General features: G+C 56.6%; 12 protein-coding genes. 4 read left to right on the top strand and 8 right to left on the bottom strand.

Going from position 1 to position 16,463, the window contains the following annotated elements:
* Positions 1-37: 37 nt before the first annotated feature.
* Positions 38-1,075, bottom strand: a complete 1,038-nt coding sequence (gene pyrC / locus BM244_RS08125) for a dihydroorotase (RefSeq protein WP_093398456.1) — start codon at positions 1,073-1,075, stop codon at positions 38-40.
* Positions 1,076-1,156: 81 nt separating this feature from the next.
* Between pyrC and BM244_RS08120 the strand changes: the two genes are divergently transcribed.
* Positions 1,157-1,888 carry a CAF17-like 4Fe-4S cluster assembly/insertion protein YgfZ gene (locus tag BM244_RS08120; protein ID WP_254784347.1) on the top strand — a complete coding sequence of 244 codons (732 nt, stop codon included), beginning with the start codon at positions 1,157-1,159 and terminating at the stop codon, positions 1,886-1,888.
* A gap of 83 nt (positions 1,889-1,971) precedes the next feature.
* Here BM244_RS08120 and BM244_RS08115 read toward each other — a convergent pair whose 3' ends face one another.
* Together BM244_RS08115 and BM244_RS08110 are read right to left on the bottom strand one after the other, a co-directional pair.
* Positions 1,972-2,793, bottom strand: coding sequence for a shikimate 5-dehydrogenase (locus BM244_RS08115; RefSeq protein ID WP_093399036.1), 822 nt, complete (start codon positions 2,791-2,793; stop codon positions 1,972-1,974).
* Between the two features lie 594 nt (positions 2,794-3,387).
* On the bottom strand, positions 3,388-4,290 hold the full coding sequence (locus BM244_RS08110; RefSeq protein WP_139226885.1) for an AraC family transcriptional regulator: 903 nt from the start codon (positions 4,288-4,290) through the stop codon (positions 3,388-3,390).
* A gap of 569 nt (positions 4,291-4,859) precedes the next feature.
* On the opposite strand from BM244_RS08110, the gene BM244_RS08105 reads away from it, so the two are divergent.
* Positions 4,860-5,399 carry a DUF4334 domain-containing protein gene (locus BM244_RS08105; RefSeq protein WP_093398454.1) on the top strand — a complete coding sequence of 180 codons (540 nt, stop codon included), beginning with the start codon at positions 4,860-4,862 and terminating at the stop codon, positions 5,397-5,399.
* A gap of 74 nt (positions 5,400-5,473) precedes the next feature.
* Positions 5,474-5,878, top strand: a complete 405-nt coding sequence (locus BM244_RS08100; protein WP_093398453.1) for a nuclear transport factor 2 family protein — start codon at positions 5,474-5,476, stop codon at positions 5,876-5,878.
* Positions 5,879-6,247: 369 nt separating this feature from the next.
* Here the strand turns inward: BM244_RS08100 and BM244_RS23860 are convergent, their stop codons facing one another.
* The 3 genes from BM244_RS23860 to BM244_RS08090 form a co-directional block, all read right to left on the bottom strand.
* Positions 6,248-6,364: a DUF6771 family protein gene (locus tag BM244_RS23860; RefSeq protein WP_368086061.1), complete on the bottom strand. Its 117-nt coding sequence runs from the start codon at positions 6,362-6,364 to the stop codon at positions 6,248-6,250.
* Between the two features lie 931 nt (positions 6,365-7,295).
* On the bottom strand, positions 7,296-10,238 hold the full coding sequence (locus BM244_RS08095) for an Eco57I restriction-modification methylase domain-containing protein (RefSeq protein WP_175518130.1): 2,943 nt from the start codon (positions 10,236-10,238) through the stop codon (positions 7,296-7,298).
* Positions 10,239-10,538: 300 nt separating this feature from the next.
* The gene (locus BM244_RS08090; protein ID WP_139226884.1) at positions 10,539-10,871 is read right to left on the bottom strand and encodes a hypothetical protein; all 333 of its coding nucleotides are present in this window, start codon (positions 10,869-10,871) and stop codon (positions 10,539-10,541) included.
* A 472-nt stretch (positions 10,872-11,343) separates the two neighbouring features.
* Here BM244_RS08090 and BM244_RS08085 point away from each other — a divergent pair, with 472 nt between their 5' ends.
* Positions 11,344-12,159 (top strand): helix-turn-helix domain-containing protein, encoded by an 816-nt coding sequence (locus BM244_RS08085; RefSeq protein ID WP_093398450.1) that lies wholly within the window; start codon positions 11,344-11,346, stop codon positions 12,157-12,159.
* A gap of 254 nt (positions 12,160-12,413) precedes the next feature.
* Here BM244_RS08085 and BM244_RS08080 read toward each other — a convergent pair whose 3' ends face one another.
* Both BM244_RS08080 and BM244_RS08075 read right to left on the bottom strand, forming a co-directional pair.
* A complete protein-coding gene (locus BM244_RS08080; RefSeq protein WP_093398449.1) occupies positions 12,414-13,223 on the bottom strand; it encodes an IS5 family transposase in 810 nt (269 codons plus the stop codon).
* 126 nt (positions 13,224-13,349) lie between these two features.
* Positions 13,350-16,313, bottom strand: a complete 2,964-nt coding sequence (locus BM244_RS08075; RefSeq protein WP_175518129.1) for an HD domain-containing protein — start codon at positions 16,311-16,313, stop codon at positions 13,350-13,352.
* Positions 16,314-16,463: the final 150 nt, after the last annotated feature.

The raw sequence follows: 16,463 nt of genomic DNA, 5'->3' as shown, positions 1-16,463 counted from the left end.
TTCGATCGGCCCTAAAAAGCTTCGGGACGAGGCGGTACTAGCCCTCGAACCGCCACCCGGCATTGGTCCCCGCCAGAAACGGCACGACCGCCGTCTCCCCTGTGCCAACCGAAGCCGGCACCTCGACGTCGCCGCGCACCAGCGTCACGGTACCCTGGTTCAGCGGCAAGCCGTAGAACCGCGCGCCGTGCTCCGACGCGAATCCCTCGAACGCGTCGAGCGCCCCCTCCTCGTCGAACACCCGAACATATGCCTCGAGCGCGAACGGTGCGTTGAAGATTCCCGCGCATCCGCACCCGGATTCCTTCGCCCCGACCACATGCGGCGCGCTGTCGGTTCCAAGGAAAAATCGCGGCGATCCAGACACCGCGGCACGCCGCACTGCCAGGCGATGCGTCTCCCGCTTCAGCACCGGCAGGCAATATGCGTGCGGCCTGAGCCCCCCGTCGAACAACGCATTGCGGTTGATCAGCAAATGCTGCGGCGTGATCGTCGCGGCAATCGGATGATCCGCCTCGGCCACGAACGCTGCGGCCTCCGCGGTCGTGATATGCTCCAGCACGATCTTCAAGCCGGGATAGTCGCGCACCAGCGGCGTCAGCACGCGCTCGACGAACACCGCCTCGCGGTCGAAGATGTCGATCGACTTGTCCGTCACCTCGCCGTGGATCAGCAGCGGCATGCCGATCCGCTGCAACGTCTCCAACACGCCCGTCAGCGCGCGAATGTCGGTGACGCCGTGCGCGGAATTGGTGGTGGCGTGCGCCGGGTAGAGCTTGCACGCGGTGAACACGCCTTCGGCATGACCGCGCTCGAGCTCGGCGGGGTCGGTGCCGTCGGTAAGGTAACACGTCATCAGCGGGGTGAAGTCCACGGTATCGCCCACGGCCGCTAGGATCCGCGCGCGATACGCCGTTGCTGCCTCGATCGACGTCACCGGCGGAGTCAGGTTCGGCATGATGATCGCACGGGCGAACTGCCGCGCGGTATACCCCGCCACCGCCTCCAGCATCGCGCCATCGCGCAGGTGGACGTGCCAGTCGTCTGGGCGGCGGATCGTGAGGCGCTCGGTCATGTCGCCTTCCTATCGGCGCCGAAGCAACGACGCCAGACACGCAATGCTTGGAATCGGCGCCCGGCGCACTAGGTGGTGCGCATGGACACTTCCGGAACGATGCTAGCCGATCGCCGCGTGATCCGCGTTGCGGGCGATGACCCGCGCGGTTTCCTGCAGGGGCTGGTCACGGCCGACGTCGGGCTCGTTGCGCCCACCCTGCCCGCATGGTCCGCGCTGCTGTCCCCTCAGGGAAAGGTGCTGTTCGACTTTATCCTCTGGGCTGACGGCGAAGACGTCCTGATCGATGTCGAGGCGGCGCAGGCCGAAACGCTGATCAAACGCCTGTCGCTATACCGCTTGCGCCGTGCGATCACGATCCAACACGACGAGGCCAGGGCCCATTGGTCGCGGTCCGGACAGCAAGGCGTTCCGGACCCCCGCCTCGCCCAACTCGGCCGCCGCTGGCTTGCCCCCGCCGCCCAGGCGGCGACCGGCTGGCATGCGCATCGCCTGTCGCTTGGCGTCACCGAGGGCGTAGCCGAACTCGGTAGCGGCGAGACGCTCTGGCTCGAATGCAACGCGCGCGAACTGAACGGTGTCAGCTTTACCAAGGGATGTTACGTCGGCCAGGAAAACACCGCGCGGATGCATCACCGGTCTAAGGTGAACCGCCGACTTGTCGTCGCACCTTTCACCGAACCAAGCGCGCGGACGCGAATCACCTATCCCGAGCTGAACCTGATGGTCGAGCATCGCCGCGTCGAAGCGCTCGGCGACGCGCTCGTTCCTGCCTGGCTGGCGAGCGCACTCGTCGATACGCCCGCGCACTAGCAAGCGCCGATCGCCACCCTTGCGATACCCACGAGAGGACGAACGATGATCGACCCGTGCTCAACCACCGACCGCACAGGTCTTCACGAATTGGCGCGCGCCCATGCCGCTGCCTCCGCTACCTGCGCCGCATCGGGCTCGACGCCGGTATAGAGGATAAACTGCTGCACGGCCTGTAGCGTAGCGACCTCTGCGCCGGTGATGCACCGTTTGCCTGCCGCCGCCGCCGCACGCACGAAGGGCGTTTCGATCGGATACTGGACCACGTCGAACGCGATCTCGCACGCGGCGATCATCGCGGCGGGAAACGCGAGCACGTCGGCATCGCGCCCGGTCATGCCAAGCGGCGTAACGTTCACGAGCAAAGGCACCGGGCCCGAAACCGCCTGAATGTCGGACACCCATTCATAGCCATACCGGTGCGCCAGGATTCGTCCCGCCGTTTCGTTCCGCGCGACGATCGTGCCGTTGCGGAAACCGCCATCGCGGAGTGCCGCGGCAACGGCCTTCGCCATGCCCCCCGCCCCCTGCACCACGAACGGCATCGCGCGATCGATATCGGCGATCAGATCGACGACCGCCCCGTAATCCGTATTGTGCCCGGTCAGGACTCCATCGTCGTTGACGATCGTATTGACGCTGTCGATCGCGCCAGCGGTTGCCGCCAGGCCGTCGAGCAACGGGATCACCGCTTCCTTGAAAGGCATCGAGACCGCGGAACCGCGAATATCCAGCGCTCGAATTCCCGCGATCGCGCCAGGGAGATCGGTGGTGGAGAAAGACTTGTAGACGAAATCGAGCCCTGTCAGCTCGTATAGACGGTTGTGAAAGCGCGTGCCGAAGTTTCCCGGCCGCGCCGACAAGGACATGCACAGCCGCGTATCGCGTCCAATCATGGGTTTCATCGTCACCTCCTGCATAAAGCTGCGTGGCCTTATGGCATCGCACGCTCGGACATAAGGCACCCGCCGCACCCGGCAGCAGAGCATGCTGCGATCACGCCGGAAATTGCGCCGTGCATATCGTCAGGAGTGCCGGACATCCTTCACCTTCGCTAAAGCCGCGACCGCGAAGGGAGGCTGTGTTCAGCGATATTCTGATCCGCGATGTGCCATGATTCCATGAAGAGCAACGGGCACTCTGGTTCGGTACTGGTAAAGCTGGGCACCCAGATCGTTGGATAATTCATATCGAACGCCACTCATCGAACGTTCTAGGCACCGGGATCGCGTGATTTCTTCCCGACGTCGTAAAGCCCTTCACCAATCGTACGCTTCCTAGTGAAAGCGCTTTGACTTAGAAAAGCCGAACAGTCGATCTGCGCTATACCTGCGGAGGAAGTGACTGACAGGTCGGCTAGGCCTGCCGATGATTCGCCTTTGCAATGTCCAGGACGGACAGGAAACTTTCGGGAAGACGCGCGGCAATAGCCGACATTGCGGTGCTGCCGTTTTTTCCCCAAAAGAGGCTAAAGTCGGCCAGGCCGCGGCGGTAACCTGTCAATGGGGTGCGTGTCTTTTACGTAACACGTTCGGAGAATAGCCGTAGGCGGCCTTAAACGCATGGCTGAAATGGGCGCTGTCAGAAAAGCCATGCCCCAACGCGATCATCGTTAGGCTGTCACTACCGCGGATAATCTGGCGCCGAGCGAGATCGAGCCGTTGCTGACGAATGAAATCTGATGGCGTCAGTCCGAGCCGTCCGAGGCGATTATAGAGCGAACGGCGTGACAGCCCTAGATCATGCGCGAGCCGATCCGGACCATACCCAGCTTCGGCAATATTGGCGGCGACGATAAGCTGAACCCGAATCATTTCGGCGGGCAACGACTGACCGAACGACGCTTCATCAGGCGCGTCGGCGGACGAGAGAGCGAGATCGATTAGCGCGTCCGCCACCAAGCTGTCCGCTGCACTCCCGTTATGGCGTAGCAACGCGGCGACACCCCCCGCCGCTGCGGTGATCGCGCCGTTCGCCGGAAGTGGTCGTGCCATCTCTCGATGCACCGTCTCCTGCCACGACGAGCTGGATGAAGGATCGAAGAACAGCAGCAGGCTATCAGCATCCGCGCTCGTCTCGATCTTATAGTCCATACTCACGCGGCTGATCAGCATTTCGCCGGCATTCAGCGTTAAGGACTGATCGGGATATTCAAAATGCACTGAACCAGCGAGCTGCCACAGCAGTTTGAAATGCTTTCCTAGGCCGGAAAGATTGGCACGTCGGCCTGACGCTTCCGCCACAACATCTTTGAACCGAAGATGGGCAATAACTTGATTGCCAATCATTCGCGATTCAATCGAGTGCGCTGCTTCGTCGCTGGGAAGCACTACGCTCATATGCGGCAATACCAGGTCAGCTTGCTGCGCGAGCATATCCCAATATGGCTGACCGCCGGACACGGCTTGGTCCTCTTGGGGTAAGGTCACATTCGTCCTCGTAGCATGTTTCGAAAGTATCAATCATCATCGATTGGCCCAGGCTTCAGCATCTGGAATCGGAGATCGTATTAATTTTGCAGGGTGTAACATAATCAACACCATACCACGAGTTTAATATTAAAGCCGGGTAGCGTACTTAACATCACCAAGCGATGCGCCGCATATTCAGATCTATACACATAACCACGGCATATGAATTCGATGCCTTTATGGCACCTTCCCCTCTCGCGGACGCATCTTTGTTCATAGTCATAGATTAGTCTGCAATTACCGAGATATCTTTACTTATTTGGTATGATTTAGGTCGCACGGGATGGCGAAATGTCAAATGGTTCGCGGTTGAGCGTGCAACCCCGTAAAATTGCACGGCCTGACAAAAAGGATGCATGCCACGACAAGCGACGCCAAGCAGCGTCGCTTAGGTAGCGGATGTCACCTGAAGGGGGGGCGCTGAAGAGACGGCGCGATACCCATTCAGTGACTCATCGGTCGCACCGCGTTGCGTCCGTCCGTCAACCGAAAGGCCAGCAATGATCAGCCGGGAATATTTCGACCAACTTATGTGCCAGGATGCAACCACTGAGGGAGAACTTCTTACCCTTTTCGATATGCTGGAACCCGTCGCTTGCGAGGACATCCTCTCGCGATGGCGGGGTGGCGGCTTCAACACTGGCCACTGGCTGTTGCCAGCACTGGTGAAGCTGCGCTGGTTCGGAAAATGGTTCGTTTCGCCGAGCGATGCCAAGCCGATGGTCTGCTGGGACGACACCGGCGCGCTATCGTCGAGCCAGGCAATGAATGGTGAAGCCAGCCTGGCAATGATGGCGTTTCGCGGCAAGATCTCGGCGACCGTGGTTTACGACGGCGTGCCGATGTTTGGCCATCTTCGGCGCGTCGACGATGAGACGCTTCTTGGCGCCGTCAGTGGCAAAGCTATCGGTAGCGCCGAATTGCTACCTGACGGGAAGCACCAGTTCTTCTTCCTTGATCGCATTAGCGCTTGGCCCGCGCCGCTGACCGTCCATCAATCGCCTGCCTCGGCATCTGCGACGATTCACTGCGCCTTGTAAAGCAAGATGACCGTCCAGGCGGACCCTGTGCGCTCTTTCTTTTTCTTACCTCTTGAAATCGTAAGGATCTCAAAATGCCTATGACAGACAGGGAAATAGTCCGCGGCGCCTTCGACGCTTGGTCCGCAGGAACGGGTAATCCGTTCGAACTGTTTGCCGAACAAGCGACGATCACCGTCGTTGGCAACTCTGTTGTATCAAAAACGTATTCGGGTCGTGACGCCTTTTTGACCGGTGTTATTATACCGTTCCACGCGCGAATGCACACGCCACCAAAGCCGGTGATCAAGGGACTGTATCAAGATGGCGAAATGGTCATCGTTCTGTTCGAGATCAACGGCGTCGCCCGCGATGATCAGCCTTACCACAATACCTACAGCTGGTTCTTGAAGATGCGGAACGGCAAGATTGTTGAGGGCACCACCGCATTTGATAGCGTGGCATTCAACGCTTTGTGGACACGGGTTCCGCCTGAATAACTACTTCAACACGGCATCATCGAACGCCGTAAGTTCAACTAACGCTTCGATCTCTAATATTGTCTAGCCCTTAGTTTTAGATTATTTTACTTTCAAGGAATTAGAAATGCAAAATGGTAAATTTTCATACATATGCGCTAGTCGCCACGTTTCCTGTGCAATGCTGGCGATGATATCGACCACCGTCATTCTTCTGATGCCCGTTGTGTAAATATCAGTTAGATGATTTAGGATAATGGTAGGTTACAATCTATACGGCGCGCGCTCTACAGCTCGACCCGGCCGCCCTCCGCCATTCCCTGCCTATAGCGGCAAACGAAGCTACCCAGCCTCAACATCCATCGGCCGGTAGAGGGCGCTGTAGACGTGCTAGTCAACTTCCCGTCGCGCATCGGCCCTCAATCGCTCCCGGGGCACCGTAGGTGCCACGAGCGCCCAGCCGAGAGCCTGCTCGATAAGGTCCGCGATCTGTTCGGCAGTGATCACGCTCGCCTTCAACTGAACGTCATCGCAGGGGGCGACAAGCCACGTCTCGCGAACGCTGCCTTAAAATCTTAATCGATGACCGATCTGCTCCGGTTCACCACATTACTTTCTTCAGGATTATGGGGAACGGGACTGATGCACAGAACCGACTACTGAAGGGACCGGCAGGCGAGATGGAGCACTTCCATGCACTTGTCGCCAACGCTATTCGTCGGGACAACCGCAGGTTTTCAAGGCAATCTACAGCTCTCGCCTTGGCCGATGCTTCAAACGCCGACCGCATCGCGAAGCTGTGGGACTTGAAGCAGGCGGGAGCACTGACAGCAGACGAGTTCGAGGCTGAAAAGCGGGTCATCTTGGCCGGGTGGCGGACAACGAAGCACGCTCGATGCGATCAAAAGTCCGCATCAGGACGGGTGAGCCGATCGGTCAAGAGCCGTACGCTATCAACCTTATCCAACACAGGCGGTCAATCTACAAGGGTATAGCGTGGGTCAGCGCCCGCGCCCTACCCAACGCGTCCCAAGCAGGACCTAACCGACTCGCCCCCCCCCCCCTGAACGGCATTACTGCCGATGGCGCCGCCGTTGCCTTCTGGAAGCGCCATAAAGAAGGGTGGTGCCGCTTACAGGACTCGAACCTGTGCCCCCCGCATTACGAAGGCTAGTAACGCATTGGGAATAGCTGAGCTTTTACAAGTACTTAGGTAACGGTAACCCGTGCCACGGCGGCGGCACCCAGCCGCTTCCCAGTTTGGCATGAGTCCGCCAATCAGCCGCTTCCTAGCGAAAGCGCTTTGGCTTGGGAAAAGCCGAAAAATCGACCTACGGTATACCTGCCGTGCCGCTTCGATCCGACGCATATTCACCCTTGGAAAGTTAGATATGGGGGGAACGGACGTCGGCGTTTGGTATCCACCCGCTACTTTGGATCACGCAGTGCTGTTGCTAAAGCCGGCTCCGCTGGTCGATCCCGTTGCGACCTGAGCACCATGGGAGGGGCGGGCCAGAGCACCAACGAGCCGCACCTCGTTTTGCGAAAGCCCAAAAAGCTTGTAAACCGCATCATCAATGCTCGTTCGGAGCGCGCCGAGCAAACGCCGACGAGCATCCTTTTCATGTGGTTTTGCTGCCTGAAGAGAAGCCGTCGCTGCCACGTACTGGTCATACAGGATCGCTAGCTCACCCTTCGCCTTTTTTGGCAGCACTGCCGGGAATGGGTACTCTCGAAGATTCCTGATGAGAACCTTTGGAAACAGCTTTCGAGCGCTCTTAACCGCGTACTCTTTGTAGAACACCGACATGAGGCTACTGTTCAGCGTACATGCAAGTACCTTCAGCATTTCACCATCGTCAGCGTGGTGTAGGACTGATAGTATACTTTTGTTCGACAAATAAGGGCTTTCAACGAAACAGGCAGACAGGCAATGAGGTAGCGGACCCGTGATTTCACGAATAAGCACCCGCTTTCGCTTGAACTGCGAGATCTCTCGTGGCTGTGCCAGCCAAGGACCGTACCGCATCCACATGCCAGACCAGCATACGGCAAAGGCGCCGACGTCGCCCCCCTGCAGGTACTTATATGTGGACGCATCAAGCTTCCGGTCCGCATCGTAAACGTGGTTTTCGACATCCGCGGCCGTCTGAGCAGGCGCGCCTTTCCCTTTTTCGTAGGCCTGTAATCCGGTGCGAACGTCAAAATGGGAACCGATGGTGCTCAGGCGCTCGCGAATGATGTCAAGTGTGGCCCTATCTTTGGATTGTGAGAACGTTATTCGTCCACCGTTTTTCCTCCAAGCCTCCCTGTTCGCAGAAAGTAGTTTCTGACTGGCGAACTCGGCACGCGACGATACGCGGCCAACCCTAGGCTGAGCCGCCGACGTCCGGCCGGCAGTTACAAAGACGGTCGGTTCCATAGAAACTCGCGGAAAAACCGCATAGTTGAAGTCCACAATGGTTTCTACCCGCTCCACGTATGTATCACGAAGCCGTTTCCCGCTTTCGACGGTCAACCAAGAGTTTGGAACGATGAACGAGGCCAACCCATCCTTGTGCAGCCATCCGATCAGAGCCTCCATGAATAGGAGGTAGGTGTTGTGCTTTTCCCAAGCCATTGGATAGTGCTTGGAGAAGTACTCTCGTTCTGATTTAGAAAGGAGGTCTCGCGCAAAAATATAAGGGGGATTGCCAATTACGACGCGGAACCCGCCGCCGGCCATTATTTCCTGAAACCCATCGTCTCCACACCAGTCGAATATGTTGATTTTTTCGGGAAGCATGCCATCAAGTGGCAGCATACCAGAGGAATAAAAGTCAGAGCCTATCAGTGAGTTACCACATTTGATGTTATTCCCAAGGTCAGGAAGAGCTCGTTCAGCCAATCCGGCGAGGGTAGGTTGAATGGTATGCTCTGTTTCGCCTTCTAGGACCTTCAGAAGGAGCGAAAGCTTAGAAACCTCTACTGCCTGGTAGTCTATATCGACCCCGTAAATGTGTCGTAGTAGAATCCTCTTTCTTTCACCGAGCGTAAGACGCCACACGTCTTTGTTCAGGACCACCGCCGGCTTTGTCCCTTTCGTAAACTTATTGGGATCATTGTCGGTATAGTATGCGAGGTACCAATTTAAGAGGTACTGGTATGCCGCAATGAGAAACGACCCTGAGCCGCACGCGGGATCGAGAACGCTAAGCTTCTCGATTTGACGTGGCGTTCTGTTTTCTGTCAGTCGCCCGAGCGTCTCCGCTACAATATAGTCTACAATGTAGGTTGGCGTGTAGTACACACCACCCGCTTTCCTTACTTCCGGCTTCTCCTCGACAGTCGCCCGATGCGCCGACGTAAGGCGTATTATTTTTCCAAGAAATTGTTCGTATACTTGACCCAGTATATCGGCAGGAACAACACTGAATTCGTACGGGCTACCTGGGTAGTACAGGCCCTTAATGATATCCCTTAGTGTCTTGTCCTCAACTATTAGCGTCGGAGTTAGTGTATCAGGTGTCTCATCCCTAAACTTCTCCGATCTAAAATGAAAAAGTCCTGAGTTGTATTTCAAGTCCGCTTCATGGAAACGATCCAAGAGCTGGAGATATATCCCAGGCTTGGCGACTAGTTTCTTTAGCTGCCCGTAATTCTCGATTGACCGATCCTCGCAGATCCGCAGGAAGACTATCCTGTCGATGATCCGCTGAACAGAAAAATTAACGTCCCTCTCCGTTAAGGTCGCGTTACGCCTTGCCAACGACTTTGCGAGGTCGGTACGCCATCCTTCAATGGTTGCAAGGAATTCGTTATCAACCGTGGAGTGTCCGCGTCTTGCTTTGTTGACTTCCACCCAGCTTTCGAGCGACCCTCCCAGCACTGCGGCTTTGGAGAATGTGCTTGCGATCCAATCCCAGTGCTTATCTAGTTCGTCAAATTTACAGTAGAAGATCCTCGCTTTCGAAGCGGGGTCGCCTTCGTCGGGCCGCACGCGACCGTCGTATACGGCAAACTCCTGGAAGGACGTTAAAATGCTTAGCGGAAGCTTGGCGCTCCAGGCATAACGGCGAAGTTGGTACGCGGCTGAACTACCCGTTTGAATTTGAACTGATGGGCGTTTTGCCTCGACAAAAAATTTGCGAGCGCCTCCTATTCTGAACGTGAAGTCGGGTGCTTTTATGCCATCTTTAGTGGCTAGCGCCTCCTCCTTCACGACGTCTCGATAGGCGTGTGACAGGCCGGCGGTGTTCGTGAGATCCCAGCCCAGCTCGCGAAAGAACGGATCCAAAAAGTCGTCGCGGAGGAGGGTTTCGTTATACTGGACCGAAGCATAAGTGCTCCGATGCAGCGTGAACGTGTCGATCTTTTCTAAAATCGCTTCTGGCAGTGGCATGTGATTTCCGTGTTCCGGCGTCCGGCCAAGCATGGCAGCCCAGAAGGTAGCCCGACGAGATGCGGGACGCCACAGCCCTTTCAGACGCAGGATGTGTCCACTGTTGGGGGCGCCCAGGCTGTCGACCACGTTGGATAAGCGGGTCGCGCTATATCGGTCGGAAAACCTCGGAGCAGACAAGGAAGCGTCGCTCGGTCTGTACTTAAAACGCGGCGACGCGACCAAGGCCGTTGCACAGGTCGCGTATCAAGTCGGATCGCGTCGCTGAGCGACGCCGCCACTCGCAACCGGGAAGTTACTTCAACGGGCGATGATGTTGTCGAGGGTCGCCGTCGAAACAGTCGCCGCGTGAACAACCACGGTGCCGCTCATGATGCTCAAAGTGGGCGCTCTGTCCCGTGGCCCCAGTTCGATGCGCTCGAACACCGCCGCCGCATTCGACGCAGCGCATTCGACGACTCCGTGGCATTCCAACCTCACAGGTCCGAGCTTGTTATAGATGTGGACGCGATTGCCTTGGACGGCCCAAAAGCCAACTGCGCGCCCGGCGTTGACCTGGTATCGCGCGCTCCCGTCTGCGTTGAGATCGACGTCCACCTTCAAGCCGGCTTCCTCAAAGTGGTACTTGCCCACGAGAAGTTGCTGATTGGGAGGGACCACGGTTTGGGACGATGCGGGGACCACAGCCACCAGTCCAGCCAACGCAGAGACACAGACCAAGCGAAGCATAGCCACGACTTCCTACCCAAAGCGCCCCACTTAGGACCCAAACGAATAGCCTAGCTAGGACGCTTCCCGTAGGAAACATACTGCTGACCAACGTTATGTAACTTAAAGAAGGGTGGTGCTGCTTACAGGACTCGAACCTGTGACCCCCGCATTACGAACGAAACTGATAGTAACCTTATCAGCCGTTTTTGAGCAAATGTTGCACCTACAGAGGCGATGAGGAGCCGCAGAAAACCGTCGCTGAAGACGGGCTGCACCGAAAACGCACCGAAAACTAAGCACATCGAACCTTCGGGTTCATCGCCTCGCAGGCGACGACGGATAGCCATCCAACGCCTGCGACTGCCTTCGACTTCCCAAGCCGGGAGCCGACACGATGTCGCGTACTTCGCATTCCATCGGGGGCTTGGTTGCCTCCGTTCTACAATCCGCCTCGTCAACTACCGGCGATCGCTCCAAGGCGGCTAAGTCCGGTGCCACGCACCGCACGGGCGCGCCGGTCCTTCGCAACAGCATTGAGGCTGGGACCTTTGAGGACACGTTCTATTCCACCCCGGCAAAGGGCGAGACCGACAAGCTACTCCGCGCCGCGAAGAATCTGCTCGACGCCGGTAGGCGTTTGCGTCGTGAGGAACGGATCGACGGCCGAAAGCTGTCGCGCCTTGAACAGGCCATCACGCGGCTGACAAGCGGGGCCGTGCGCGTGTACGAAGAGCTGGCGACCCTCGCTCGTCTGAACGGCGGGAGGGTATTCCCTAGCTATGACCATCTTGAGGAAGCTACAGCGCTCGGCCGCGGTACGATCGCGCGCGCGCTTACGATTCTGGAAGGCGTCGGGCTGCTCGTGCGGCAACGCCGGTTCAAGCGTGTTGAGGCCGAAGGACCAGGACCACGCTACAAGCAGACATCAAACGTCTATCGGTTGCTACTGCCTAAGCCGTTGGCGGCCTACTTGCCGCGCTGGATGCGAGCGGCCCCGGTACCGGTCGACCAGATGCAGCGTGATGCCGATCGAGCGGTCGACGACAAGCACATGTTCGCGCAACTCAACTGCCGTGAACTGGCGCGTGCGACCCTCGCAGACAGCCCTCTCGGCCGCATGTTGGAAAAGCTGGGGGCGAGCATCGATAAGAAAGAGCGCGAGTTCGATTCTGGGCCTCAACCGCTACTCAATTCGATTGGTATAGCTTGAAAAGAACGCCTCCGGCGTACGCCAGTTTGATTGTCCCCCATCGGAAACGTCTCATCCCATCGACCCGATCGCCAAGCGTCGGCTGTCGGACCGGTCGGCTTACGCCGACCGATGGCTATGCGAGGGGGACGAGCACAATCTATGCCAAGTGGGGGGGCGGACGCATTTTAATAAAGGGGCACTGCCAAAGCTTAAAATCATGTCGCAACGCGCCGAAGCCGAACCTGTAAGCTCACTTAGTGCCCTAGAGGCTGTTATGAACCTGCGGCGAAGGCACCGGCCTGCTTCATCATGAGGCAGGCGAAGGCGACGACGTGAAGTCCTGCGAGTGTTTCGGCGTAGCGCTCGTAGTCTTTGACGAGGCGACGAAAACGGGTCGCCCATGCGAATGACCGCTCGACGACCCAGCGTCGTGGCAGGAGGACGAAGCCCCGCTTGGCTTCAGGCAGTTTGACGACCTCGAGCGCGATGCCATGTCTGGCGGCCGCGGTGGCGGCACGTTCGCCGGTATAGCCCTGATCGACCCAGGCAAGTTCGACGGTGTCGTTGGTGACGGCCTGCACGGTACGCACGAGCCGTTCCACCTCGCCGCGATCCTCTGCGCTGGCCGGCGTGACGTGGAGCGCCAGCAGATGCCCCAGCGTGTCGACGGCCATGTGGATCTTCGAGCCCTTCTTGCGTTTCCCACCGTCATAGCCAGCGCGCTCGCCGCTCTCAGGCGTGGAGCGCAGCGTCCGGCTATCGATGATCGCCGCGGTCGGCTCGGCCTTGCGGCCCGCCGCCAGGCGCAACACCGCGCGCAGGTCGTCTACCAGCGCCTCGAAGCATCCTGCCGCCAGCCAGCGCTGCGTCTGCTGGTCCACCGCTGCCCAAGGCGGAAGGTCGTTCGGCATCCACCGCCACGGCGCACCTGTCTTCACGATGTAGCGAAGACCGTTGAACGCCTCGCGCAGGTCATGCGCCCGTTGCCCGGCATCCTCGCGCTGCAGCAGCAGATACGGCGCGACCAGCGACCACTCCTCGGTGCTGACGTCAGACGGATACGGCTTGCGGCAAATGCTCATCCAATACTGGATGAATCAGGCCCGCTTCCAAGTCCATAACAGCCTCTAGTTGCCCCCCAACCGAACGACACATCCTCATACTAAGCGGCAACGGCATCCCCCGTATCCCGTTGCTCCTACCATCGTTCATTTACGCTTTCGTTCTCGAACATCATCAACAACCATTTGGTGGGTTTCATCGACCGGCAGATAAGGCGCTTCTATCGCCAGACTACTGGAGAGAGCTCGTAAAATGTCCGTATTCATATTGTTCGTCTCAAATGTCCGAGAGTTTGCTACAAGCAACGAACTATCAGCCGCGATGAATTTCCCATATATTGAAGAAATTGACGCCTGCTCGTTTTCCTGAACCCACTTCCAATAGCGCCGCCCCCAAGACAGCGACTCGATGACAAATCTTTCGGCAAATACTTCGTCGCGACTAGCCATGATTATCGCGCGATCTATTGCCTCGCGGTTAGGAGCCTGGGTACTCTTCGGTTTGACATGTGCCAATCGCTTAATCAACTCGTGGTCTAAATTATAGATGACACGTCCGTGCATATTCACCGCCGCGACGCCACGCCAGTTATCTGGGAAAAGCGCGCACATCGAACCGACGGTGCCGTCGATGACCTGAAACGCGTTTGGCGACTCCCAAGCCAAGCCAAACATAGCGTTCCTCTCACCCGGCTGAATGATGAGCTTCCCCCCGCCGTACAAATGATGAAGTCGCATCAATCGATCGTCGGAGCCTGTTCCGATTGGAACGGCCTCCAAACCACCTCCAGATGCTGTTATGTGAAAATCCGTCCAGTTATAAAATGAGAAACGTCCAACCGAACTGACAGACTGATCGCAACTCTCAAGCGAAGCTGGCGCCCCATTTTCCTTTCGCAGCAGCCAGTATGGCACTTGGCGACAGTACTCAGACTTTTGCGCGGCGGAAAGCGAAGACGCGGAAACATTTATTTCGTTAAATGGCGATGCCGTATTCGCCTTCAAGAAATCACGCCACATAGCTGATCGAAATTTTCGAATCTGGCTCAGTACGCTTCCGCTCATTGGTTCGATCAACCGAGATCGATCGACCATGATCTCGGCAGCCTTCCGGAGGTCAACGTCCAAATGACAATCATTGAATTTGCCCGCGCCAAACTCTATAGTTATACCGTGAAGTGAGGTAAAATTGCTGATTACAGGCCTGCGAAATGCATCTTCACCCCATGCAAAATCTCCATTGAGCTTCTCGGTATCCGAAAATAGCACGGAGCTGCTTCCGTCAATCAAGAAGTAAGGAATGGATCCCCGCAACACCCCTTCATCGTTATCGAGCTTAATCTCTACAACAGGGGTCCACCGCAATGCCGAGTTAGCGATATCCGTCATGGATTTTACGCGCCGACTTTTTGCAAGAAAGATCTCTGTTTCCTCTTCCGAAGCAAAGCCTTTTTTACCCGGCTCGTCGTTTCGGAAAATGCTAGCCACGATCTTTTCCTTATCGAACGCCACGTCATGGGCCCATTCAGGGCCCATCGCCACAGGATCGGATACACCAACATCATCGCGCAATACTAATTTGCAGGGTAGCCACCTGAACGTCTGCGAAACATAGACTTGGAGCCGTTTAAAAAATGACTCCGGGGATGGTTCGAGAGCAGAATCTTTTAGTTCCAGTGACACAACCGTACCTTTACCGGCTCTGGTATCTTTGGACAATTCGCCAAATCCGTCTAACCCGTTTATCGCAAACTGCCAGCCGCTAGCATCGTGATCGCCAGCTTCCTGACTTCTTCGGGTCGTAATCGTAAGAGCATTTGCAAGCATGAAATAGCTTAATACCCCGATGCCAAAGCGGCCGGTTCGCTCGACTAAAAACCCCGCGTCGCGAGCTGCTCGTTCTAAACGTCGTGATTCACCCCGGATACCCGACCCGCTAATGAGCAAGTGTTGTTCAATGATTGAGCGGGTCATTCCCGATCCGTTATCTTCACAGATTAGCAAATACTTCCCGTCGCTCTGCGTAAACGTTACAGTGACTTGGTGAAAATTACTAAGATAATTCAGAGCATGAACGTCTCTAGGATTGTCCATTTCCAAGCGACTGTAAGCAATTTGTTCCCGGATTGCGTCTAGGCTATTTTGTATCAGTTCTCGCACGGCTACTATAGGGCGCTGGTATAACGCCGTTCCAGAAAGCAGCGCCAAAACCTTCTGGGTATCAGGGCGAAAGCTTCCGTCTATAAATATGAACGTCCCTGGCAACTCTCGTATGTCGGATACAAGACGACTAGGCCATTCCCACTTGTATACCGCTGCACGACCAGCCGCGACCACTCCGCTGGTGAAAGCGTTCTCTTGGCTCAGGGTAGCGCATAGCGCAAGTTCGGCGTTGACCCAATCCGCCGTCATAAGCACTGCCTTATGAATAAGTGCGTTTGGCGTTTGTGCTGAGAATATTAATTGGTGGTTTACGGCATCGATCTCAAACGATATCGAATGGTCCTTGTACCAATATATGCGACTTGACGGAGCAATACCCCGGTTCTTTAGAACAACTTCGGGAGTCCTTTCGGGGGCAAATTCCAACACATCAGCTAATCGTAAGACCGCTGCCAGAAACCTTAGGTTTATTGGATTTGCGGGTGACCCGACGTTTTTGGCATTGAAGCGGGAGCTTCGCAGGTCCGAGAGCCCCTCATGGTGACTCCTACAAAGAATAACCAGATCCTCAATCCAGCCGGGATAAAGACTTAATCCTGAAAGTGACAGCTCTGATCTAATAAATTCTTCGCTCCAATCGTTATGCCTACTCCTCGAATAGTAAGCAACCGCGTCATCTACGATAGTTAGCCCTGACAATGTAATCCGGTCTTTTTCCACCGGTGCAGTTAGGCCGCTACGATTTGTATCGAGCCAACTTTGGAATTGTTCTCTGTCAACCTTTGGAAGTTTAGATGTGTCCCCGGTGATTAGCCAGCTATAGTGCTCGCTGATTTTTTGCCGCCTTGGTGACATACCAATATCGTGGCAGTATGATGCCATCAGTAGAAGACTCAACTCGATAGTTGATAAGCTACCAATGGCGTCTCCGACGAGATTTGCGCTCATCTCAGCAACGCGGAAGCTATGTTCATTATCGTGTAGTGTGAAATCGAGAGAGGCTGGCGCCCCAGAACGTAGCACGGATTCGACGGCGGGCATCGCAACATGAAGAAGCGTAGTTTCCTTAGTTGCACTCGTTCGAGAAAATATTTCTGC

The organism is Sphingomonas sp. OK281 (genome assembly GCF_900115295.1).
GTDB lineage: Bacteria > Pseudomonadota > Alphaproteobacteria > Sphingomonadales > Sphingomonadaceae > Sphingomonas.
This window is presented reverse-complemented; position numbering and strand designations above follow the sequence as displayed.

Bases quoted from the DNA above. Each gene is read 5' to 3' on its own strand.
- BM244_RS08085 (WP_093398450.1), top strand. From the start codon at position 11,344: ATGTCGCGTACTTCGCATTCCATCGGGGGCTTGGTTGCCTCCGTTCTA.
- BM244_RS08095 (WP_175518130.1), bottom strand. From the start codon at position 10,238: ATGCCACTGCCAGAAGCGATTTTAGAAAAGATCGACACGTTCACGCTG.
- BM244_RS08075 (WP_175518129.1), bottom strand. From the start codon at position 16,313: ATGAGCGCAAATCTCGTCGGAGACGCCATTGGTAGCTTATCAACTATC.
- BM244_RS08080 (WP_093398449.1), bottom strand. From the start codon at position 13,223: ATGAGCATTTGCCGCAAGCCGTATCCGTCTGACGTCAGCACCGAGGAG.
- BM244_RS08115 (WP_093399036.1), bottom strand. From the start codon at position 2,793: ATGAAACCCATGATTGGACGCGATACGCGGCTGTGCATGTCCTTGTCG.
- BM244_RS08105 (WP_093398454.1), top strand. From the start codon at position 4,860: ATGATCAGCCGGGAATATTTCGACCAACTTATGTGCCAGGATGCAACC.
- pyrC (WP_093398456.1), bottom strand. From the start codon at position 1,075: ATGACCGAGCGCCTCACGATCCGCCGCCCAGACGACTGGCACGTCCAC.
- BM244_RS08120 (WP_254784347.1), top strand. From the start codon at position 1,157: ATGGACACTTCCGGAACGATGCTAGCCGATCGCCGCGTGATCCGCGTT.
- BM244_RS08100 (WP_093398453.1), top strand. From the start codon at position 5,474: ATGCCTATGACAGACAGGGAAATAGTCCGCGGCGCCTTCGACGCTTGG.